19 protein-coding genes and 1 tRNA gene are annotated in these 21,616 nt (G+C 54.6%); 1 reads left to right on the top strand and 19 read right to left on the bottom strand.

What is annotated here, in order from left to right:
- Positions 1–6: 6 nt before the first annotated feature.
- The 11 genes from WIH05_RS04165 to WIH05_RS04115 all read right to left on the bottom strand — a co-directional run bounded on the left by WIH05_RS04165 (position 7) and on the right by WIH05_RS04115 (position 12,839).
- Positions 7–285, bottom strand: a complete 279-nt coding sequence (locus WIH05_RS04165) for a YabP/YqfC family sporulation protein (protein WP_252207865.1) — start codon at positions 283–285, stop codon at positions 7–9.
- Positions 286–394: 109 nt separating this feature from the next.
- Complete coding sequence (rpsU, locus tag WIH05_RS04160) at positions 395–571, bottom strand: 30S ribosomal protein S21 (RefSeq protein ID WP_003504099.1); 177 nt, start codon at positions 569–571, stop codon at positions 395–397.
- Between the two features lie 155 nt (positions 572–726).
- Positions 727–3,366: an alanine--tRNA ligase gene (alaS, locus tag WIH05_RS04155; RefSeq protein ID WP_337425027.1), complete on the bottom strand. Its 2,640-nt coding sequence runs from the start codon at positions 3,364–3,366 to the stop codon at positions 727–729.
- Positions 3,367–3,654: 288 nt separating this feature from the next.
- Complete coding sequence (locus WIH05_RS04150; RefSeq protein WP_337425026.1) at positions 3,655–4,533, bottom strand: lysozyme inhibitor LprI family protein; 879 nt, start codon at positions 4,531–4,533, stop codon at positions 3,655–3,657.
- A 162-nt stretch (positions 4,534–4,695) separates the two neighbouring features.
- Complete coding sequence (rnhA, locus tag WIH05_RS04145; protein ID WP_158360233.1) at positions 4,696–5,175, bottom strand: ribonuclease HI; 480 nt, start codon at positions 5,173–5,175, stop codon at positions 4,696–4,698.
- Positions 5,176–5,202: 27 nt separating this feature from the next.
- Positions 5,203–6,804, bottom strand: coding sequence for an MBL fold metallo-hydrolase (locus WIH05_RS04140; protein WP_215655341.1), 1,602 nt, complete (start codon positions 6,802–6,804; stop codon positions 5,203–5,205).
- A 72-nt stretch (positions 6,805–6,876) separates the two neighbouring features.
- The gene (gene spoIVA, locus WIH05_RS04135) at positions 6,877–8,349 is read right to left on the bottom strand and encodes a stage IV sporulation protein A (RefSeq protein WP_022273970.1); all 1,473 of its coding nucleotides are present in this window, start codon (positions 8,347–8,349) and stop codon (positions 6,877–6,879) included.
- 68 nt (positions 8,350–8,417) lie between these two features.
- The gene (locus tag WIH05_RS04130) at positions 8,418–9,428 is read right to left on the bottom strand and encodes an NAD(P)H-dependent glycerol-3-phosphate dehydrogenase (RefSeq protein WP_337425025.1); all 1,011 of its coding nucleotides are present in this window, start codon (positions 9,426–9,428) and stop codon (positions 8,418–8,420) included.
- Positions 9,429–9,445: 17 nt separating this feature from the next.
- Positions 9,446–10,081: a glycerol-3-phosphate 1-O-acyltransferase PlsY gene (gene plsY / locus WIH05_RS04125; RefSeq protein ID WP_022273968.1), complete on the bottom strand. Its 636-nt coding sequence runs from the start codon at positions 10,079–10,081 to the stop codon at positions 9,446–9,448.
- 3 nt (positions 10,082–10,084) lie between these two features.
- Positions 10,085–11,410, bottom strand: a complete 1,326-nt coding sequence (gene der, locus WIH05_RS04120; RefSeq protein WP_022273967.1) for a ribosome biogenesis GTPase Der — start codon at positions 11,408–11,410, stop codon at positions 10,085–10,087.
- A 28-nt stretch (positions 11,411–11,438) separates the two neighbouring features.
- Positions 11,439–12,839: a DUF512 domain-containing protein gene (locus WIH05_RS04115; RefSeq protein WP_337425024.1), complete on the bottom strand. Its 1,401-nt coding sequence runs from the start codon at positions 12,837–12,839 to the stop codon at positions 11,439–11,441.
- Between the two features lie 211 nt (positions 12,840–13,050).
- Here WIH05_RS04115 and WIH05_RS04110 point away from each other — a divergent pair, with 211 nt between their 5' ends.
- Complete coding sequence (locus tag WIH05_RS04110) at positions 13,051–14,244, top strand: ribose-phosphate pyrophosphokinase (protein WP_022273965.1); 1,194 nt, start codon at positions 13,051–13,053, stop codon at positions 14,242–14,244.
- Between the two features lie 78 nt (positions 14,245–14,322).
- Here the strand turns inward: WIH05_RS04110 and WIH05_RS04105 are convergent, their stop codons facing one another.
- The 8 genes from WIH05_RS04105 to WIH05_RS04070 all read right to left on the bottom strand — a co-directional run bounded on the left by WIH05_RS04105 (position 14,323) and on the right by WIH05_RS04070 (position 21,616).
- Positions 14,323–14,610 (bottom strand): DUF6506 family protein, encoded by a 288-nt coding sequence (locus WIH05_RS04105; RefSeq protein WP_022273964.1) that lies wholly within the window; start codon positions 14,608–14,610, stop codon positions 14,323–14,325.
- Positions 14,611–14,623: 13 nt separating this feature from the next.
- Positions 14,624–15,589: an ABC transporter ATP-binding protein gene (locus WIH05_RS04100; RefSeq protein ID WP_022273963.1), complete on the bottom strand. Its 966-nt coding sequence runs from the start codon at positions 15,587–15,589 to the stop codon at positions 14,624–14,626.
- Between the two features lies 1 nt (position 15,590).
- Positions 15,591–17,255 (bottom strand): iron ABC transporter permease, encoded by a 1,665-nt coding sequence (locus tag WIH05_RS04095; protein ID WP_215655337.1) that lies wholly within the window; start codon positions 17,253–17,255, stop codon positions 15,591–15,593.
- A 74-nt stretch (positions 17,256–17,329) separates the two neighbouring features.
- The gene (locus tag WIH05_RS04090) at positions 17,330–18,457 is read right to left on the bottom strand and encodes an ABC transporter substrate-binding protein (protein ID WP_022273961.1); all 1,128 of its coding nucleotides are present in this window, start codon (positions 18,455–18,457) and stop codon (positions 17,330–17,332) included.
- Positions 18,458–18,500: 43 nt separating this feature from the next.
- Positions 18,501–19,130: a PHP domain-containing protein gene (locus tag WIH05_RS04085; RefSeq protein ID WP_022273960.1), complete on the bottom strand. Its 630-nt coding sequence runs from the start codon at positions 19,128–19,130 to the stop codon at positions 18,501–18,503.
- Between the two features lie 101 nt (positions 19,131–19,231).
- Positions 19,232–20,581 (bottom strand): glycosyltransferase, encoded by a 1,350-nt coding sequence (locus WIH05_RS04080; protein ID WP_337425023.1) that lies wholly within the window; start codon positions 20,579–20,581, stop codon positions 19,232–19,234.
- Between the two features lie 18 nt (positions 20,582–20,599).
- Positions 20,600–21,397 (bottom strand): M55 family metallopeptidase, encoded by a 798-nt coding sequence (locus WIH05_RS04075; protein WP_022273958.1) that lies wholly within the window; start codon positions 21,395–21,397, stop codon positions 20,600–20,602.
- Positions 21,398–21,544: 147 nt separating this feature from the next.
- Positions 21,545–21,616: transfer RNA gene (locus tag WIH05_RS04070), tRNA-Thr, on the bottom strand.

Below are 21,616 nucleotides of genomic sequence, written 5' to 3'. Positions count from 1 at the left end.
AGTCCGTCACCTCTCATCAAAGCCGATGGCATCTATATTCCCTGTGATCTCCATCTCATCCTTATCATAATAGCGGATCCGAAGGTTCCTTCCGTCGATGGAAAGCCTGTATTTTCCAGCCTGGATCTTTAAATATGTATCTGAGTATACCAGGATGCTCCTGTAATTCTCGATCCGGACCATGGACCGCCCCACAAAGGTCAGGATCGTCTCTCCCCGGCTGGCGTCCAGCGGAAGCCCCAGGGACTCTGCCAGCCCGTTCATTCCGTCTCGTTTCCTTTTCAAATCCTGTCCCCGCCTTTGGTGGATTCATGCTACTATATGCAGTTCCGGACAAAAAAAGAAGATATCCCTGTTACGGAATATCTTCTTCATTACGCGTTTCATTCAATGATTAGTTGTATTTACGCTTTCTTGCCGCTTCAGACTTTTTCTTACGTCTTACGCTGGGCTTTTCATAATGCTCTCTTTTACGGATCTCCTGCTGAATACCAGCCTTTGCGCAGTTTCTTTTGAATCTGCGTAAAGCGCTGTCCAGGCTCTCGTTATCTTTAACGATTACGTTTGACATAGCTCACACCTAACCTCCCTCCAGTTGTGTAATTGTGCATAATACAACTGTTTGGGTATTTTTTAGCACTGGTATGATTATATCATAAATTACACATTCGTCAATAGATTTTTTTGGAATTATGAAAAATTTGTAAAAAACTGGCTGATGCCGGGTTATCTTACCTGGGATTCCACCGTTTCGGCCACCTTTGCCAGGGCCTCGTCCACGCCTGCGGGGTTCTTACCGCCGGCCTGGGCCATATTGGGACGGCCGCCGCCGCCTCCGCCCACCAGACCTGCAATGGCCTTGATGAGGTTTCCGGCATGGGCTCCTGCCTTCTGGGCTCCGTCCGTGGCTGTGGCCATCAGGTTCACCTTGCCGTCCAGGACGGAAGCGATGACGATGACGCCCTCGCCCAGCTTTTCCTTTAACTGGTCGCCCAGGTTCCTTAAGCCGTTCATATCAACGCCGTCGGCGCGGACAGCCAGGACCTTCACGCCCTTTACTTCCTGCACCTGGTCCATCACGTCGCCCATGGCCTCCTTGGCAAGCTTGCTCTTAAGCTTCTCATTTTCCGAATGGAGGGCCTTGATCTCCTCTAACATAGCCTCGATCTTTGCAGTCAGGGCACCCGGAGTCGTCTTAGCTGCTGCTGCCGCCTCATGGAGCTCCTTTTCTGTTTCGGCATAATGGGCCATGAGTCCGTCAGAGGTCAGCGCCTCGATCCTTCTTACTCCGGCTGCGATCCCTGCCTCGGACAGGATCTTAAAGGAGCTGATGGAGGAGGTGTTGGCCACATGGGTCCCGCCGCAGAGCTCTGTGGAGAAATCGCCCATCCTTACTACGCGGACCGTCTCTCCGTACTTCTCGCCGAACAGGGCCATGGCGCCTGTCTTTTTCGCGTCCTCCAGGCTCATTTCGTCAGTCACAACAGAAAGTCCTGCATGGATCTCTTTATTTACGATCTCCTCCACCCGTCTGATCTCCTCGGGAGTCATGGCGGAGAAATGGGTAAAGTCAAAACGGAGACGGTCTCTGGTCACTAAAGAGCCAGCCTGCTCCACATGGTCCCCGAGAACGGTCCGGAGCGCCTTATGGAGTAAGTGGGTGGCACTGTGGTTTCTGGCCGTTAAGGCGCGGTTTTCCTCATCCACCTTTAAGGTCACGGTATCGCCGGTCTTGAACATTCCCTTTGTCATTACGCCCACATGGCCTACCTTGCCGCCCTGGAGATGGATCGTGTCCTCCACGGTAAATTCGCCGTTTTCTGATACGATCACGCCGGTATCGGCCTGCTGGCCGCCCATGGTGCCGTAGAACGGGGTCTCCTCCACCAGGATGGTTCCCCTCTGGCCGTCCGTAAGGGCTTCCACGATCTCGTCCTCTGTGGTCAGCACTGTAATGGCTGAATCATGGACCAGACGGTCATAGCCCACGAATTTTGTGGTGACTGCCGGGTCGATGGACTGGTAAACGGTCACGTCCGCGCCCATATAGTTGGTGGTCTTTCTGGCCTTTCTGGCCTTTTCCTTCTGCTCCTTCATGCAGGCGGCAAAGCCCTCTTCATCCACCTGGAAGGACTTCTCCTCCAGGATCTCCTTTGTAAGATCCAGCGGGAAGCCATAGGTATCGTAAAGCTTGAAGGCGTCTGCGCCGGAAAGGGTATCCGAGCCGCTCTTCTTCATCTCCTCTTCCATATCGGAAAGGATGGCAAGGCCCTGGTCGATGGTCTTATTGAACTTGTCCTCTTCCTCTGTAAGGACCTTAAAGATCATCACCTTCTTCTCCTCCAGCTCCGGATATCCGTCTTTGGATAAGGCGATCACTGTATCGGAGAGGTTGGCTAAGAACTTTCCTTCGATCCCCAGCTTTCTTCCATGGCGGGCAGCCCGGCGCAAAAGCCGGCGGAGCACATAGCCGCGGCCCTCGTTGGAGGGCATGATGCCGTCAGAGATCATAAAGGTACAGGATTTGATATGGTCAGTCACGATCCGCAGGGAAACATCTGTTTCATAGTCCTTCTGGTTTTCTTTTCCGGCCAGCTGGCATACCCGGTCTAAAAGCGCTTTGTTGGTGTCGATGGTGAACAGGGAATCCACATCCTGGACCACAACAGCCAGACGCTCTAAGCCCATGCCGGTGTCGATGTTCTTCTGGGCCAGCTCCGTATAATTTCCGTGGCCGTCGTTCTCAAACTGGGAGAACACGTTGTTCCATACCTCGATATAGCGGTCGCATTCGCAGCCTACGGTACAATCCGGCTTTCCGCAGCCATACTTTTCTCCCCGGTCATAATAGATCTCGGAACAGGGGCCGCAGGGGCCTGCGCCATGCTCCCAGAAGTTATCCTCTCTTCCAAAACGGAAGATCCTTTCTGCGGGGACACCGATCTCCTCGTTCCAGATCTTAAAGGCCTCTTCATCGTCCAGGTAGATGGACGGATAGAGCCGGTCGGGATCCAGTCCCACCACCTGGGTCAGGAATTCCCAGGACCAGTGGAGGGATTCGGTCTTAAAATAATCTCCAAAGGAAAAGTTTCCCAGCATCTCAAAGAAGGTGCTGTGGCGGGCGGTCTTTCCGATATTCTCGATATCGCCTGTACGGATACACTTCTGGCAGGTACATACCCTGCGCCTGGGCGGGATCTCCTGGCCGGTAAAATAGGGCTTTAAGGGAGCCATACCGGCATTTATAAGAAGTAAGCTGTTATCATTATGCGGAACGAGGGAGAAGCTCTTCATTGCCAGATGGTCCTTGCTCTCGAAAAATTCAAGGAACATTCTCCTCAGTTCATTCACACCATATTTCTGCATGGTCTTTTGCCTCCTGGTTACTGTTTATTTCTTCTGTCTCTGAATTTTTTTCCGCAGACAACGCCAAAGAAAGCGGCGGCCCCAAGGATCAGGAACTTTCCTGCGGTTTCTATAAAAGCAGCGAATAATGCGGTCATAGACTCCTCCTTTTCCGGCTGTCTTTCAGATTCAGACGCCTGTGCTTTGATAAATGGCACATTGATATACGATATATCATAATCTTAAATCCCCAGATATGCAAGAAGAAAATTTAAATTATAAAAACCGGGGCCATGATCTCCCCGGTTTTTATTCTGAAGCCGCCCCGTCCGGCATCCGCTCCAGGATCTCTTCATATTCTTCCATCAGTTCGTAGCACCGGACCCGCGTTTCCTCCGCCATGGCCCTTCTGGACTCCAGGGTCTGGTTCTGGGGAACTGGGGAGGCTTCCGCAGCCCTGGCGGCCGCCTGGTCCCTTTCCTTCATCCATTCCAGCTCTGCGATCCGCAGCGTCTCCGCTTCTTTTTCCGTCATACGGGCCCGGATGGAGCCGTATACCAGGTTCAGCTCCTGGTCCCACAGGGTCCAGAGCTGCTCTGCCGCCGCATAGGCGGAAATGGCGTTTTCGTCCTTAACGCTGCCCTGGTACTGCCAGGACAGCTCCCTGGCCTTCTCCAGGCGGGCGTCCAGCTCATCCTTTGTAAATACGGTCTTTGCCTCCATGGCTTCCTGGCCGGAAGCCTCCACTGCCTCCGCAGGCGCCGCCGGATCCAGAGGAGATTTTACCGTTTCCTCCACAGCCGCATCCGCTTCTGCGGCCGCCTGGATCCCGGCTTCAGCCGCCTCCTCCTGTTCCGCCTCTTCAGCGGCTGTCTCCGGGGATCCCAGAGCCGCACGGGCTCCCGGAGCCAGATTCCCCGGTTCCTTCCCTCCGGCTGCCTGGGGGGCTTTTCCCCCCTTTCCCCGGACGCCTGCATCTGCCTGGTCCATCAGAGCCTTTAGGGAAGCTTCCGGTACGGATGCTTCCCTGGGCACAGATATCTGTGCCCCGCGGGCCTCGGTTTCCGTCACGGCCGCCATGGCGGCCTCTGTGCTCTCCCTCGCAAAGCTGCTGGTGACGCTGGTGGTAAAGATCCCGGCGGCCAGGATGCACAGGACTGTGAGCCACATTCCATTCCGTCTGTTCATATATCAAACTCCATTCGGTATGACCTTCGATCTCTGGTCTGCTTTATGAAATAAAGATAACACAAACGGAACCACTTGTGAACACAAATCGCAAATTAGTAATATTTTGTAAGATTATCGTAACTTTTTCCACAGATCCGGCATCACAGCCGGTCGTTCAGACTAAGCTTCCAGCCCCGTATCCGTCAGGAGGCCGCTTCCGTCGGCCGCCGCAGTGGCCAGCCGGTCGCACCTTTCATTCTCTGGATGGCCGTCGTGGCCCTTGACCCAGAAAAAAGTGACCACATGGGGCTCCATGGCCTTTAAAAGCCTCTTCCATAGGTCCGAATTCTTCACCGGTCCGCTTTTGGGCCGGTTCCAGCCATGCTTCACCCAGCCGTCGATCCACTTCTGGTTGAAAGCGTCCACCAGATACCGGGAATCGGAATAAAGCTCCACCTCACAGGGCCGGTTTAATGCCTCCAGCCCTGCAATGGCTGCCATCAGCTCCATCCGGTTATTGGTGGTCTTCACATATCCGGCGGACAGCTCTTTTTCATGGAGCGTGCCCTCCTTGTCCACAAACTGGAGGACAGCTCCGTAGCCGCCCGGCCCGTCGGGGTTTCCGCGGGCCGCGCCATCTGTGTATAGCGTTACTTTCATGAATGATCCTTTCCTTCCGCCAACCCTTTACAGATCCCACTTATCGCAGAGGGCATTGACGTCTGCTGTAAATTTCTTTATGTCTTTATTGGCACATTCCCGGTTCTTCCGGATCACCCGCATCAGGCGCTCGCCTGCGGCCACAAGAAGCTCAAAGATGGTCCGGTTTTCCTTCTGCCGTTCCGTCTCCCTGCGGAGGGGAACGCCCACAGTCTGTTTAAGCCATGCGCCTGCGGCCAGGTCGTAAACAGAGCCGGAAAACGGGGCCGCAGTCTCAAACCCATAGTCTGTGTGGAGAAGGCCGGCAAAGCTGGTGCACACATCGTCGTCGCCGTGGACCAGGAATACCTGGGACGGCTTTTCCTTAAAGGCCGATACCCATGTGATCAGTCCGTTCATATCTGCATGGCCGGAAATTCCGTCCAACTTTTCGATATGGGCCTCCACATCGATGGTCTCACCGAACAGCTTCACCACCTGGGCTCCCTCCAGAAGACTCCGTCCCAGGGTCCCCACAGCCTGGTAGCCGGCAAAGAGGATGGTACATTCGGGCCGCCACAGGTTATGCTTTAAGTGGTGGCGGATACGGCCGGCATCGCACATGCCCGCCGCAGAGATGATCACCTTGGGCGTCATATCAAAATTGATGTTTTTGGAATCCTCGCTGGTGATGGAAAGCTTAAGGCCTGGGAAGCCGATGGGGTTGATCCCCCGGTTCACCAGATCCATGGCCTCTTCATCGTAGCATTCCATGATGTTTTTTGTAAACACCTGGGTGGCCTCCACTGCCAGCGGACTGTCCACATAGACCTCAAAATCATCATGGCCCTTTATGAGCTTTTCTTCCTTGATCTTTCTCATGAAATACAGGATCTCCTGGGTACGGCCCACGGCAAAGGCCGGGATCACCAGGTTGCCGCCCCGGTCCAGGGTCTCCTGGAGGATCTGGGCCAGCTCTTCGATGTGCTCATGGGTCCGGTCATGGGTCCGGTCGCCGTAGGTACACTCCATGACCACATAATCCGCTTCGTCAATATAGCTGGGGTTTTTGATCAGCGGCTTATTCTTGTTTCCGATGTCGCCGGAGAACACGATCTTCTTCTCCACCCCCTCTTCCTCCATCCATACCTCGATGGAGGCAGACCCCAGAAGGTGGCCCACATCGGTGAAGCGGATCCTGAGGCCGTCGGTGAGGGTCAGCACATCTTTGTAATGGCAGGGGACAAAATGGGTCAGAACGCCTTGGGCGTCGTTTATGGTGTAGAGAGGCTCCACCTCCGGCTTACCGGCACGCCTGGCCTTCCGGTTCTTCCATTCCGCCTCCATCTCCTGGATATGGGCGCTGTCCTTTAACATAATGTTGCACAGGTCGCAGGTAGCCTGGGTGGCAAAGATCTGTCCCCGGAAGCCCTCTGCATAGAGCAGCGGCAGAAGTCCCGTATGATCGATGTGGGCGTGGGTGATCAGGATATAATCCACATCCGGGATCGCAAACGGAAGTTCTGCATTTTCATAAACATTTCCCCCCTGCTCCATTCCATAATCGACCAGGATCTTTTTTCCACATGCCTCCAGGCAGTGGCAGCTCCCCGTCACTTCGTGGTTGGCGCCAATGAATGTCAATTTCATAGAACCCCTCCTGTCGTTTGTATGGTACCGGTCAATGACCGCTTTTAAATAGTTACATAATTATATCACTTTTCAGATAATAATGCAAATCATTCCTCCATTGCTGTCATTGATTATTTTCTGAAGGGTATCCTGGAGCTTTGCCTGGCAGTCCTCAGTCATCTGGGAGATCTTGGCCTCCATGCCGTCCTCCACGATCTGCTCCACGGATTTCCCGAATATGCTGGTCTCCCATACCCCGTCCTCCTTCTGGGCGCTTTTCTTTATGTAGGCGATCAGATCCCTGGCCTGCTCCTCGCTCCCTACAATGGGAGCGATCTCCGTCTCAATGTGGGCCTTGATCAGATTGATGGACGGGGCCTGGGCATGGATCTTGATGCCGTATTTATTGCCATGGCGGATCAGCTCCGGTTCCTCTAAGACGATCTCCGATCTATGGGGCATGACGATGCCGTAGCCCCTGGCCCGCACCTGGCTTAAGGCGTTTTTTACCTTCTCATATTCGCTCTCCATGGACGAAAGCCTGGCCATGGTATGGAACAGCTCATATTCATCCCGGACAGGGACTCCGGAAAATTCGCTGATGACCTTAAAATAACATGATTCCTCTGTTTTCACCTGGATCTCCACGGTTCCGTCGGCCATCTCCATCCGGCTGACCGTCATTTCCCGGATCCCCTCTCCCGCCGGAGCCAGATTTTCTCCTCCCACATCCTTCATCTGGTCTGCCTTCTTTAAGATCTCCCTGGCGCTTTCAATGGCCGCGGCCTTTAAGGGATGGTCCTCTGGAAGGATCTCCATCCACCTGGGGATATGGAAGCGGAGCTCCGTCACAGGAAACTCTTTTAAGACTGTGGCCAGGATAGCCTCCACATCCTCCCGCTTCAGCTGCTCACAGTTCATAGGAAGGACTGTGACCCCATGGTCCTTTTCCAGTCTTTCCGCCAGTTCTCTTGTCTCCTCCGCATAGGGCCTGGCAGAGTTTAACAGCATCACAAAGGGCTTCCCGATCTCCTTTAACTCCCGGACCGTCTCGTTTTCCGCCTCCAGATAATCATTCCGCTTCAGCTCTCCGAAGGAGCCGTCGGCCGTCACTGCGATCCCGATGGTGGAGTGGTCCCGGATCACCTTCCTGGTCCCGATCTCCGCAGCCTGGGTAAAGGGGATCTCATGGTCATACCAGGGTGTTTTCACCAGCCGCTCCTCTCCGTTCTCCTCATGTCCGGCCGCACCCTCCACCATAAAGCCCACGCAGTCCACCAGCCGCACCCGGGCCGTGATCCCGTCCTCCAGGGCGATCTCCGCCGCCTCCTTGGGAATAAATTTCGGCTCCGTGGTCATGATGGTCTTTCCAGCGGCGCTCTGGGGCAGTTCATCCCGGGCAATGGCCTTCAGATGGCCCTCCGGCAGCTTCGGAAGCACCATCAGCTCCATAAACCGTTTGATGAACGTGGATTTTCCCGTGCGGACAGGTCCGGCCACGCCGATGTAGATCTCTCCGCCCGTCCGGGCTTCAATGTCTTTGTATACCTGAAAATTGTCCATGAAAATACCCCCTTTTTATACTACCAGAGTATATGCAAAGGGGGTTTTTCACAGAACTGGAAAAAAGCCTATTCCTCCCAGGGAAGGGAGGTATTCTCGATGCGTCTGTCCCGCATCATCAGATCGGTCACCGCGTCTTTCGCGGGTTTTCCTTCAAACAGCACCTGGTTCACCGCTTCCACAATGGGCATGGGAACGCTGTATTTTTTTGAGAGGGCCAGGGCTGCTCTGGCTGAATATACGCCCTCCACCACCATCTGGACCTCCTTCATGGCCTCCTCCATGGTATAGCCTTTACCAATGAGGATCCCGGCCCGGCGGTTCCGGCTGTGCATACTGGCGCAGGTCACGATCAGGTCTCCGATGCCTGTAAGCCCGGCAAAGGTCTGAAAGCTGCCTCCCATGGCCATCCCCAGACGGCTGATCTCTGCAATGCCGCGGGTGATCAGGGCAGCTTTTGTATTATCCCCGTACCCCAGGCCGTCGGCAGCTCCCGCCGCCAGGGCCACCACATTCTTTAAGGCAGCCCCCACCTCGACGCCAAGGACGTCCGGGCTTGTGTACACCCGGAATACAGGGCTCATAAAGGCGGACTGGACGGCCTCCGCGATCCTTTTCTTCCTGGAGCCTGCCACACAGGTGGTGGGAAGGCCGCGGCTCACCTCCTCCGCGTGGCTGGGGCCCGAAAGGACCGCCGGCTCACACTGGGGGATCTCCTCCTGGATGATCTCCGTCATGGTCTTTAAGGTATCCTCTTCAATTCCCTTGGCCACATCCACGATGATCTGGCCCTGGGGGCAGAATTCCTTCATCCGCCGCGCCGTGGACCGTACAAACACCGACGGGACCGAAAGGACCAGCATATCCTTTTCCTTCATGGCCTCCTCCAGATCCGCCGTATAGCGGATGGAATCCGGAAGCGTCACCTCCGGAAGGTTTTTATGCTTGTGGGTGGAGCGCATCTCCTCGATCTCCTGCGGGATCGCAGACCATAAGTCCACCTGATGGCCGTTATTATTTAAAAGCACTGCAATGGCGGTTCCCCATGTACCGGAACCGATCACACCGATCTTTCCCATAAGTAGTTCCCCTCCTGTTATTTTTCCTTATTTCCCCACAATTTATTTTCTGTGCCCTTCAGAAGCCTCCTTATATTGGCTCTGTGGCGCCAGATGGCCATGACCATAAGGACTCCGGCCACCGCAAAGAATTCCATCCGGTCTCCCTCTGCCACTGCATAGTCCCCCCGCAGGCCGAAGAACACCATCTGGATAAAGAAAGCAGTCACCACCAGGATCGAGCCCAGGGACACGTATCTGGTGAGGATCACCGCCCCCAGGAAAAGAGAGGCGCACACCAGGGTCACCCGCCAGTCCATGGACACCAGGATCCCGGCCATGGAGGCGATCCCTTTTCCGCCTTTAAAATGCAGATAGAAGGGGAAATTGTGGCCAAGGACCACCCCCAGGCCCGCATAAAGGACGTACAGGTCCACGCTGGGGTCTCCCTTCATCACCAGCCGCACCAGCAGGCAGGCAAAGACCGTCTTTAGGAAGTCTCCCATAAATACCAGGAGGCCCGCCTTTTTCCCCATGACCCGCAGCGCATTGGTGGTGCCGGAATTGCCGCTGCCATACTGTCTGATATCGATATGGTGCATTTTTCCATAGAGATATCCGGTCTGAAACAGGCCGAACACATACCCCGTCAGAAGACATAAGATCCTTTCCATGGTCTACTCCTTTTCCTTCCGTTCCCGGATGATGAATTTTAAGGATGTGCCCCGGAAGCCAAAGGCCTCCCTTATCTTGTTTTCCAGATATCTGGTGTAAGAGAAGTGCATCAGTTCCTTGTCGTTGACAAATACCACAAAGGTGGGCGGCTTTACAGATACCTGGGTCACATAATAGATCTTTAACCGTTTTCCCTTGTCCGACGGGGGCTGCTGCATGGCCACAGCCTCGGTGACGATCTCATTTAAGACGCCGGTGGCCACCCGCAGGGTCTGGTTCTCCCGGACCATGTCGATCAGGTCAAAGAGCTTCTGCATCCGCTGCCCCGTGAGAGCTGATACGAACACATACTCTGCATAAGGCATATAGGCCAGGGTCTCCTTGAGCTTATTGGTATACTCATAGATGGTCTTGTCTGTTTTTTCGATGGCGTCCCACTTATTGACCACCACGATGATGCCCTTTCCCCGGTCATGGGCGATACCTGCGATCTTGGCGTCCTGCTCTGTAACGCCCTGGGTGGCATCGATGACCATTAACACCACGTCGGCCCGGTCCACAGCCGTTACCGTGCGGATGATGCTGTACCGCTCGATATCCTCTTTTACCTTGCTCTTTCTTCTGAGACCTGCCGTATCGATGAATACGTATTCGGTGCCGTTATGGATCACCTCCGTGTCCACAGCATCCCTGGTGGTGCCTGCAATATCAGAAACGATCACCCGGTTTTCGCCCAGCATCTTATTGATGATGGAGGACTTGCCCACATTGGGCTTGCCTACGATGGCTACTCTGGGACGGTCGTCCTCTTCGTCGTCGTACTGGTCTGGAGTAAAATGCTTTGCCACCTCGTCCAGAAGCTCTCCCAGGCCCAGCCGGGAGGCTGCGGATACGGGGACGGGATCCCCGATGCCCAGGTTATAGAATTCATATACGTCGTTTCCGAACTTTTCAAAGCTGTCCACCTTATTGACCGCCAGCACCACAGGCTTTCTGGATTTTCTCAGCATGTCCGCCACCTTGGAATCGGAATCCACCAGGCCCTGGCGCACGTCCACGATGAAAATGATCACATCGGCCGTATCAATGGCGATCTGGGCCTGCTCCCGCATCTGGGCCAGGATGATGTCGCTGGAATCCGGCTCGATGCCGCCGGTGTCGATCAGCGTAAAGGAGTGGCTCAGCCAGGTGCAGTCTGCGTAGATCCTGTCCCTGGTCACTCCCGGGGTATCTTTTACAATGGAAATGGCACTGCCGGCCAGCACATTGAACAGCGTGGATTTTCCCACGTTGGGGCGGCCAACAATGGCTACGATTGGTTTGCTCATATTGATCTCCTTTTTATGGATGGTTTTTCTACGAAAGGACCTCTCCCTCTTCGGAAAGGTTCAGGTCCTTCATGGACGGCTCGTACATGCCGTGCTCTGTGGTCTGCTCCTCGGCAGCCTCCCGGTCCAGGATGGCTGAGAGCAGATCATATCCGCCTGATTTTACTATATTTATAGGGATCTGTAAAGCGGCTTCCGCCTGGGTCCTGGTCATATCGTCCAGGAATACCTCCTCTCCGCTTTTAAACATCACCGATGGAAGCAGCAGGCGGCTCCCCAGGGGCTTTCCCTTAAGCTGGGCCACCAGATCCTGGCCGGTGATAAGGCCTGCCACGGTGATCATCTCTCCGAAAAAGTCATTGCGGATCGGATAAAGATGGATCTTTCTTCCCGGGTATACCTCCGCCATCCGGTCCAGCAGACGCTTCAGATAGGGATACGGCAGGAAGCCCGTGGCCATGGAAAGCTCCTCCGTCTTCCCATCGTCCTCTTTTTCTCTTAGGGCATCCATGAACTCCTCATACAGGAGCCGGATCATCCCCACGCCGTTTTCCAGCTGGATATAGCCGTCATAGCGGCTTTCCTCCGGAAGCTCCCTTTCTGCTAAAATATACCACTCGTCGCTGGCATGGATAAAGTGGAGCTTATGTTTTTCATACAGCTTTTTCTGCCACTCCTCGATCAGATCGATGACCTGGCAGGCGTCCTCCTTCGTAAAGGGCTCCAGCGGATACAGGCCGTCCCGGAATTTAGAAAGGCCCACGGGGACCACCGACACGCTCTGCATATGGGGCGCATAAGCGGCCAGCCGCTGGATGGTGTACCGCAGCTCCTCCCCGTCGTTGACCCCCTTACAGAGAACGATCTGGCCGTTCATCTCCGTCCCGGCCTCATAAAGGCGGTCGATCTTTTTTAATGCCTCTCCGGCAAAACGGTTATTGAGCATCCTGCATCTGAGCTCCGGGTTCATGGTCTGGACCGAGATGTTTATAGGGGACAGGTGGAACCGGATGATCCGGTCAATGTCCCTGTCGCTCATGTTGGTCAGTGTGATATAGTTTCCCTGGAGAAAGGAGAGCCTGGAATCGTCATCTTTAAAATAAAGGGTCTCCCGCATTCCCGGCGGCATCTGGTCGATGAAGCAGAAGATGCATTTATTCCGGCAGGAGCGGTATTCGCTCATAAGGCCGTTTTCAAAGGTAAGGCCCAGATCCTCTCCGCCGCTTTCGATCTCCAGCTCCCATTCCTCACCGTTTTTTTTCTGTACGGTCATGACGAAGCTTTCGCTGTCCGTCATATAGTCATAATCAAAGATGTCCTCGATCTCTTCCCCGTCTATGGTAAGCAGCACGTCTCCCGGCTCCAGCTCCAGCTCTTCGCCGATGGAGCCCGGGGCCACCGCCGTTATTTTATGTCCTTTGTTTTTCAATTTCAATCCCCTTCCGGCAGTATCCTCAGCCGGTATCTGCCTTCTCCATCATACCAATCTTCCGCAGATTTGTAAAGAAATGATGTTCTTTTTTCTAAAATAGGCCGGCGGCTATTGACGAAAATCATCGAATAATGGTATAAATGATATGAGTGAAAGAATGTCCCATCCCTGGGACAGGAAAAATGGTAAAAGCGGAGGAATCTTTGACATGTCGAATCAGTACGTTTTCAATGACCGTCTTCCCATCGCGCCGTTAAAGATCGCGGCTCTGGAAAGCTGTCAGGACCTTGCGAAAAAGGTCAATGACCACATTGTAAACTTTCGTCGCAACGATACAGAGGAGTTAATGCGCAGACAGCAGGACCTTCAGTACCGTGGCTACGATGTGGACTCTTATCTCCTGGACTGCGCCTGCCCGCGCTTTGGCAGCGGCGAAGGCAAGGGCGTCGTCAGAGAGTCTGTGCGCGGTACAGATGTGTTTGCCATGGTGGATGTGACCAACCACTCCCTGACCTACAAAATGTCCGGTTATGTGAACCATATGTCTCCGGATGACCACTACCAGGATCTGAAGCGTATCATCGGCGCCTGTGCGTCCACTGCCCACAGGATCAACGTGATCATGCCGTTCCTTTACGAAAGCCGTCAGCATAAGCGTACCCACCGGGAATCCTTAGACTGTGCCATGGCCTTAGAGGAGCTGGTAAGTATGGGCGTTTCCAATATCATCACCTTCGACGCCCACGACCCGCGGGTGCAGAATGCCATCCCCCTGTCCGGCTTCGATAACTTCATGCCCACCTACCAGTTTGTAAAGGCCCTGTTCAAGCATGACCAGTCCTTAAAGATCGATAAGGACCATCTGATGGTCATCAGCCCCGACGAGGGAGCCATGAACCGTGCCGTATACCTGGCCAACAACCTGGGCGTGGATATGGGTATGTTCTATAAGAGACGTGACTACTCCAAGGTCATCAACGGCAGGAATCCCATTGTGGCCCACGAATTCCTGGGAAGCTCCGTGGAAGGAAAGACCGTGATCATCATCGACGACATGATCTCCTCCGGTGAAAGCATGCTGGATACCGCAAAAGAGTTAAAGGAAAGAAAGGCTGCCAAGGTAGCCGTATGCTGTACCTTCGGACTCTTCACCAGCGGCTTTGATAAATTCGATGAGTTCTATGAAAAGGGCTATATCGACAGCGTGGTGACCACCAACTTAAACTACCGGGCTCCTGAGCTGTTTGAGCGTGAATGGTATGTGGAGGCAGATATGAGCAAATATATCGCCGCCATCATCAACTCCTTAAACCACGACGTATCCATCAGCAGCGCCCTGTCACCCACAGACAAGATCCAGCAGCTCATTAAAAAATATAACGCCGGCGGCTTCAATCGTTAAGCAGAAGCCAGTATATAAAACCGGTCCGTTTAAAAATAACGGGGATCCCGCGCGGGATCCCCGTTTTCTGTACGGATCTTATTTTCCGGCAAACGCCTTCCGGTATACGTCATCCTGCTCCGGAAGGTGGGTCACATATCCCACTGGGATCCGGTTCCCGGTGGCTTCGATCACTGCCCGGGCGCCCTCTTCCCGGAATGCACCGCAGAGCTCGATGCAGTCGATCCCCTCTTCCTCCAGTCTTTTTGCAGTCCGGGCCGCGTCCTCAAGGTCCGAAACGCCAATGATCCGGGCCGTTCCATTGTGGATCACCGCCTGGTCCTCCCTGCTGTCAAATTTCCCCATGATCAGAAATGCAAATCTCATACTGGTCCCTCCTTTATAAACGGCAGTCTCTGGGCCCGTCTTTTCTGCTTCCCCAGCCAGCCCGTACCCGGTCGCCGACAGAGAAAAGACTTCCTTCCCGTCCAAAAAGATCTGCCTTGATCACATTGCTTCCATTTTCCAGTTCATAAAGTGTATGGGCTCCCATGAAGCTGGCCGACCGGACCGTATAATCGCCGGACGGGTCCATTTCCATCCACACGTCCTCTGGCCTTACGATCTGTACCCGGCCATTCTCCTCTATATAATTGGCCTTTCCCACAAAGGACGCCACATACCGGCTCACAGGAGAAAAATAGATCTCCCTGGGAGTCCCTGTCTGGACAGCCACGCCCTTTTCCATGACCACGATCTTATCAGAAAGACTCAGGGCCTCCTCCTGGTCATGGGTCACGAAGACCATGGTGATGCCCAGCTTTTTCTGGAGCTCCTTCAGTTCCTCTCTCAGCTGCACCCGAAGCCCTGCGTCCAGATTGGAAAGGGGCTCGTCCAGCAGAAGGATCTTTGGCCCTGTGGCCATGGCGCGGGCCAGGGCCACTCTCTGCTGCTGCCCGCCGGACAGCTCTCCGATCCTGGCCGTTTCATAGCCGGAAAGCCCCACAGTCTTTAACTCCTCCATTGCAATGGGAGCCGCCTCCTTCTTCTTCATCCCTCTGAAAAACCGGAGTCCGTAGCAGACGTTGTCCAGCACATTCAGATGAGGAAACAGCGCATAGCTCTGGAAGACCGTGGACACGGGACGGCGCTCCGGCGGAAGGCCTGTGATGTCCTCCCCTTCCAGAAGGATATGGCCGGAATCCGGCTGGATAAAGCCGCCCAGAAGGTTCAGGGTCGTGGTCTTTCCGCAGCCGGAGGGACCTAACAGCGTCACAAATGACCCCTCTTCGATCTCCAGATCCAGGTTCTTCAAGCCTTTTTCTTCTTCATATATCTTTTTAAGCCCTTTTAGCTGTAAAAACATCTTATTTCCCTCCCCGTTCTCTTCGTTTTGTCAGACTCATAAAGGCCATGTTGATCCCCACCGTAACAAGGATGATCAGGACCGCCTGGACGGAGGCAACGCCGTACCGGCCGTTTTCAATGGACTGGAACAGCTCCGCACTGGCCACGTTTTTTCCCGGCGAGATCAGGAAAATAATGGCTCCCACTGACGTCATGCACGATGTGAAGATCGAAATAAAGCCAGTGGCAAAGGTGGTCTTAAGCAAAGGCAGGATGACCCCGAAAAGGACCTCCAGCCGGCTGGCCCCCAGATCCCTGGCCGCATCCTCGATCTTTCTGTCGATTCCAGAAAACATGGCGTTGGCCGACTTGTTGGTCAGCGAGATCTGGCGGAATACCAGGTTCAGGATGATGATGGCCGATGTGCCGCGGATGTACATGGGCGGATGACTGAAGGCCGCCACATATCCCAGGCCAAAGAACGTTCCCGGGATGATATAGGGAAGCAGGGCAAAAAATTCTGCCGTCCGCATTCCGGCGATCTTTCTCCGGTGTGTATAGTAGGACAGAAGGATCCCCAAAAATGCGGATACAGCGGCCGCCACAGCGGAGTACACCAGGCTGTGGCCAAAGGAGTTCCACTGGGACCTGGGAAGCTTTCCAAAGTAATCCAGGGTAAAGGTAAGGGAGCCGGAGGCCGTGTTGGAAAAGGCGGAAAGGAAAATATTTCCGTATTTCAGCGCCATCACCAGGAAAAACATCCCGGTCACGGTCCATGCGGCTCCAGCCACTGCTCCCGTCAATGTATAAGCCGGTTCCCCGTCCATGGCGTTCCGGTCCGTCCCCCCTGCGGACTCATTCTTTTTCAGGCTCTGGTAATAAAAATAAAAGGCCACGGCGGCCGCCGGAACCATCAGGATACTGATGGCGGAGGCCCGTCCCAGATTGGCTGTGGAGATCACCTGGGTGTACGCCTCTGTGGCCAGGACCTTAAAATTTCCTCCAATGACGATGGGCGTTCCAAAGTCTGCCAGGTTCATGGTAAACAGGGTGAACAGCACCGAAAGGATCCCTGGCCTTACCAACGGAAGGATCACAGAAAACAGTGTCTTTTCCGGTGAAGCGCCCAGATCCCTGGATGCCAGGACCAGCCTCTGGTCCATATGGTCAAAGGACGGAAGCAGCATCAGGGAAGCAAAGGAAATGCTTCCGATCATCTGGAGGATCACGATGCCGTGCCACCCATAAGGATTAACGCTGAGGCCCAGAAGCTGGTGGGTGATCAGCCCCCGCCTTCCAAAAAGGAAGATATATGCCAGCGCCGATACAAACGGCGGCGAGATCATGGTAAAAAGCAGGGATCTTCTCAAAAACCGCCGGATCCTTCCCGGGGCTGCGTAGGCGGCCAGGGCAATGAAGAACGCCGCCGCCGTGGTGAGGATGGAGGACAGCGAGGACACCCACAGACTGTTCCGGATCAGCTTAAGGCTCCGTCCGGACGCCAGCTCCCTGTAATATTCCAGGGTGAAATGGCCGTCCTTGAAAAAGCTGGTGGCCACCACCGAAACGATCGGATACAGGATGAACAGGGCGATCCCGGCCAGCACCAGGGTAAGGATCAGCCTGTCTCCCAGTTCTGCCCATGCATATCTGCCATGCCTTCTTTTTTCTGTACGTGGATTCATGATATTTCCTTTCCCGTCAGGTTTTCAATGGTGTGAAAAGGGCGGGTATTTCACCCGCCCGGTTTTATGCCTTATTATTTCGCATCCTTTTCACCGACCATGGCGGCCCATTTTTCCAGAAGCGCTTCTCTCTGGCTTCCGAATAACAGTACGTCCTGATCGATCAGCTTTTCTGTGTCCACCGTTCCGATGGCTTCCGGAATGGCTACGTCGCCGCGGGCCATGATCCTGGCATCTGCCTCACGGAGCGCCTCCTGTCCCTCTTTGGAAAGGAAGTAGTCGACGAACACCTTGGCTGCATCCTTGTTCTGGGAGTTTTTAAAGATGGCGATGGGAGCCGGTGTCCACGGGATCATATCCTCCGGATAGACCGCAGTGACCGGATACTCGGCTTCCATGGCAAAGGTACCGCCGGTCATTGCCAGAACTGCGATCCCGAATTCGCCTGCCGCACATTTGGGACCTGGCTCGCCGCCGCCCTGTGCGTAAAAGTCCACATTCTCGTTGATGCCCTTCCATACTTCCCAGCCTTTTTCCTCGCCGTAAGCCTGGATGGTGCCGTTTAAGATCGCATACTGGGTTCCGGAGATCGCGGGGGAAGCCATGATGATCTCCCCTTTATATTTGGGATCTGCCAGATCCTCCCAGGTCTTGGGAGCTTCCAGGTTCTTCTCTGCCAGAACATCGTTGTTTACCAGGAAACCAGCCGGAACCAGGGCAAGGCCTGTCCAGTAGCCGTCTGCATCGCTGTATGCCGGATTGATAGCCTCGGCCTCCGGAGAAACGTACTGCTCCAGATATCCTAAGTCTGTGGCAGAAATGTAGCTGTCAACGCCGCCGCCGAACCAGATATCTGCGGTGGTGTTCCCGTTCTCGGCCTGGAGCTGTGCCAGGGCTTTACCGGTGGAGATCTCCACATACTCGACCTTGATCCCGGTCTTTTCTGTGAATGCGTCAAACGCCGCCTCTGCGCCGCCATAGGCCAGCATCACGTTTAACGTGGTCCCCTCGTAGGGCTTTTCTGCCGCTTCTGTTTCAGCCTTTGTGGTCTCAGCCTCGCTGGAAGCCTCTGTCTCAGCCTTTGTGGTCTCAGCTGCCGTTGTTTCAGCCGCTGTTGTCTCAGCAGGCTTGCTCTGGCATCCAGTCAGAGATGCGCCCAGCACGGCTGCGGCAAGTCCAGCCGCCATCAGTTTCTTTTTCATAATACTGTCTCCTTTGTGCTTCTTTTTATATCAGCGCAGAACCCTAAAAGGTATCCACGATCCGATATCCTTTCCCTTCTTCATAGATAGCCGGCTTTAAACCGCCCTTATGAAGAGCCGCCACGAATTCCTCCAGGTCTTTCGGTTCCCCTGGGACCATGGTAGCGTATTTTCCCAGCTGGCTGGTCCAGTGGGCGTCGCTGGCTCCCACCATCTGCATATTCCTTGCCTTACAGATGGAAAGCGCCTTCCGGTTGGCCTCCATATCTGTACTGCCGTTTAAGACCTCCACCCCGTGAAGGCCCTGGATCTCCCACAGGTGATCCTCAAAGCCGCGGTTATTATTCCGGAAGGGATGGCACGCCACACAAAAGCCGCCGGCCGCATTGACCTGGTCCACGAAATCCTGGGCCGGGATCCGCTTGTCCGGGAAGCGGTCGATGCCGAATGCAGTAATATCTCCCCAGAGAGAAAAATATTCCACTCCCACAAAGATCGGAAAACCGGTCTCCCTGGAATACCTCTCAGCCGTTTCCTTCAAACCCATGCTGTCATGGTCCGTGATGCAGACCGCATCCAGCCCCCGTTCCCTTGCAGTGGCAACGATCTCCTCCAGCGTCATCTTACTGTCGCTGGAGCATGTGGATTCATGTAAGTGCATATCTACCAGCATCTGTATCTCTCCTTCCTTCGAGCCCTAGCTATTCTATCATTCCCGCAGGGTTTCGTCTAATAGAATTAACCGATTTCCTGACCAGCCCATATAGTTTTTATCTATACTCTGGGCGCTTTCGGCTTTTTCTTTTTTCTGGCCGTGACCTGCATGTCCTCTTTTTTCAGGACCCGGCAGATATTTTCCTTGATCCGGTTGGAAAGAAAGGCATACTGGATCATCTCCTCCTCACTGAAGCCGGCATATTTTGCCATCTCATAGTCCTTTCGGGCCGTTCCCAGCTCCGCCAGCACCGGCTCCGCCGCCGCAAGCAGCACCACGTCCGCCTGCTCCCCGGTCTGGATGAACTCCTTCATGGACAGCTTCTGAAGAGCAAGGGCCAGGCGGGCCCGGGACATGCCGGTGATATCCGCCAGCTCCTTTAAGGTGTCCACCCGCGGCTTCTGGCTGAGGTAGACCAGGAGGCTGATCTCCGGCAGGGTCAGGCTGTATCGGATGGCCACCGGCTCCACATAATGGTCCAGCAGCTTCCGGTCCCGGTATGCGTCCAGCAGAGCCCCGTCGCCTCTCAGGGCGTCATGGTTCACGCTGCTCCTTTCATCCCCCAGGCGGACAGCCCCTGGAAAAATGGACAGGGGGACCGCTCCGTCGCCGGCAGCGGCCAGGAGAAACCGATACACATACAGACGGTTCTTTTCATAGTCCTCTTCCGTCAGCACCGATTTATAAAAATCGTGGTAATACTCAAAGACCATGCGCTTCATCTTGATGGTCTTTGTGAGGCTCAGTCCCTGGCTCACCAGGGACCCCTTGGTCTTCACATAATAATACACCGGCACCCGCAGGGCATACACAGTCTTTACATGGCGCAGATACTCCAGATTGAACATGAAATCCTCGCACCAGCTTATGGTCTTATCCATGGAAAGCCCATGCTGCGCGATGATCTCCCGCTTAAACAGCTTATTCCAGAGAACACCGTAATAAAAATCTGCCGGGTTCTCCATCATAAAGCCGGCAAATTCCTCCAGACTCAGAAGCCCGTCCTTTTCAATGTCCCCCTTATGGGCCACCCGGTCCCCGATGACCCGGTAAAAATCCGCGATCACCATGTCCGCCCCGCTGTCCCTGGCTGCCCGTACCATAAGGCTAGTGGCGTCCGGTGTGATCCAGTCGTCGCTGTCCAGAAACTGGACGAATGTTCCCCGGGCCTCTGAAAGCCCCAGATTCCTGGTATCCGATACTCCCGTGTTCTCCTTGCGGATCACCCGGACCCTCCGGTCCCCGTTCTCGTATTCCCGGCAGATCCCGGCCGAAGAATCCGTACTGCCGTCATCCACCAGAAGCAGCTCAAAATCCGTAAATCCCTGGTTTAAAACGCTCTCGATGCACCGCCGGAGGGTCTCCTCCGCGTTATAGACCGGCACAATGATGCTTACGATGGGATCCATAGCCTCCCGTCTCCTTTTCTAATAAACTACGAAATTATGGGCCGTTACCACATCCATCCAGTTTTCTGTCTCCAGACGGTTGGTAAAGGGATCCACTGCCTTCATCCCCGGGAAGAACGACATCTGGTATGCCTTTTTCCAGTCCTTATAGGTCACCTCGTATACGAATTTTTCCGGAAGCTCCACATGGCACCGGCCGATCTTTCCCAGCGCCTCCTTCGTCTGCTCCCTGAGGGCTTCCATGACCGTTTCCGGCGGGCAGCAGAAGGTTGCGTTCCCGACTCCGCGCTTGGTCTGTACTGCGGCGATCTCCGGCACCAGCTCCTTTGCCGCGGCGCAGATCGCCTCGTCCCCGGAGATAAAGGCCACAGGAACTCCCAAGGAAGCCGCCGTGAAGCTGTTGAGCATAAACTCGCTCATGCGCTTTCCGTTGAGGGTGATATACAGGCTGTTGCCAGTGGAGGTATGGCTGACGGCAAACTCCGGACAGCCGGCCGCCGCATGATAGCCAACATAAAGGACGGCGTCAAAGGTGGGATCCAGGCCGAACATCATATTGTAGGGATGTCCGCTCTTCCCGCGGATCAGCGTCACATAGGACGGCATCTGAAGAGGATCGATGTTGGAGGCGTCTCCATGGCCGTCCTTTACAACGATCTCATCGGCTCCGGCCTCATGGGCCGCCTCGCAGACCGCCAGAACCTCTTTTGTCATCTGTTTTGCAAAGGGGGCGTACACCGCCTCATTCTTATGGGTCTCGATGTTTGAGAACACTCCACAGCAGCCCTCGATATCCGCACTGATAAATACTTTCATAAAATAACCTCCCATTTCATAGGCTCGTTTTGTTTTCCGTTATCATATCACAGATCCCGCACCGGGTCAATTTCTGGATCCGGTCCCGGCCGGGACAGCTTTTCCTATCAAATAAAAAAAGCCCTTGAAAAGTCAAAGGCTTTAAACAGCTCCCTGCCGGACTCGAACCGGCGACCTACGCATTACGAATGCGTCGCTCTACCAACTGAGCCAAGGAAG

Source organism: Alitiscatomonas sp. (assembly GCF_037242085.1).
Lineage (GTDB): Bacteria > Bacillota > Clostridia > Lachnospirales > Lachnospiraceae > Alitiscatomonas > Alitiscatomonas aceti.
The sequence above is the reverse complement of the archived record's forward strand: the minus strand, read 5'-3'. Positions and strand labels throughout refer to the sequence as shown.

Excerpts from the sequence above, each read along its gene's own strand:
- WIH05_RS04080 (WP_337425023.1), bottom strand. The coding sequence starts at position 20,581 with ATGGATCCCATCGTAAGCATCATTGTGCCGGTCTATAACGCGGAGGAG.
- WIH05_RS04110 (WP_022273965.1), top strand. The coding sequence starts at position 13,051 with ATGTCGAATCAGTACGTTTTCAATGACCGTCTTCCCATCGCGCCGTTA.
- rnhA (WP_158360233.1), bottom strand. The coding sequence starts at position 5,175 with ATGAAAGTAACGCTATACACAGATGGCGCGGCCCGCGGAAACCCCGAC.
- WIH05_RS04150 (WP_337425026.1), bottom strand. The coding sequence starts at position 4,533 with ATGAACAGACGGAATGGAATGTGGCTCACAGTCCTGTGCATCCTGGCC.
- alaS (WP_337425027.1), bottom strand. The coding sequence starts at position 3,366 with ATGCAGAAATATGGTGTGAATGAACTGAGGAGAATGTTCCTTGAATTT.
- WIH05_RS04090 (WP_022273961.1), bottom strand. The coding sequence starts at position 18,457 with ATGAAAAAGAAACTGATGGCGGCTGGACTTGCCGCAGCCGTGCTGGGC.
- WIH05_RS04130 (WP_337425025.1), bottom strand. The coding sequence starts at position 9,428 with ATGGGAAAGATCGGTGTGATCGGTTCCGGTACATGGGGAACCGCCATT.
- plsY (WP_022273968.1), bottom strand. The coding sequence starts at position 10,081 with ATGGAAAGGATCTTATGTCTTCTGACGGGGTATGTGTTCGGCCTGTTT.
- WIH05_RS04140 (WP_215655341.1), bottom strand. The coding sequence starts at position 6,804 with ATGAAATTGACATTCATTGGCGCCAACCACGAAGTGACGGGGAGCTGC.
- spoIVA (WP_022273970.1), bottom strand. The coding sequence starts at position 8,349 with ATGGACAATTTTCAGGTATACAAAGACATTGAAGCCCGGACGGGCGGA.
- WIH05_RS04075 (WP_022273958.1), bottom strand. The coding sequence starts at position 21,397 with ATGAAAGTATTTATCAGTGCGGATATCGAGGGCTGCTGTGGAGTGTTC.
- WIH05_RS04100 (WP_022273963.1), bottom strand. The coding sequence starts at position 15,589 with ATGTTTTTACAGCTAAAAGGGCTTAAAAAGATATATGAAGAAGAAAAA.
- WIH05_RS04085 (WP_022273960.1), bottom strand. The coding sequence starts at position 19,130 with ATGCTGGTAGATATGCACTTACATGAATCCACATGCTCCAGCGACAGT.
- der (WP_022273967.1), bottom strand. The coding sequence starts at position 11,410 with ATGAGCAAACCAATCGTAGCCATTGTTGGCCGCCCCAACGTGGGAAAA.
- WIH05_RS04105 (WP_022273964.1), bottom strand. The coding sequence starts at position 14,610 with ATGAGATTTGCATTTCTGATCATGGGGAAATTTGACAGCAGGGAGGAC.
- rpsU (WP_003504099.1), bottom strand. The coding sequence starts at position 571 with ATGTCAAACGTAATCGTTAAAGATAACGAGAGCCTGGACAGCGCTTTA.
- WIH05_RS04095 (WP_215655337.1), bottom strand. The coding sequence starts at position 17,255 with ATGAATCCACGTACAGAAAAAAGAAGGCATGGCAGATATGCATGGGCA.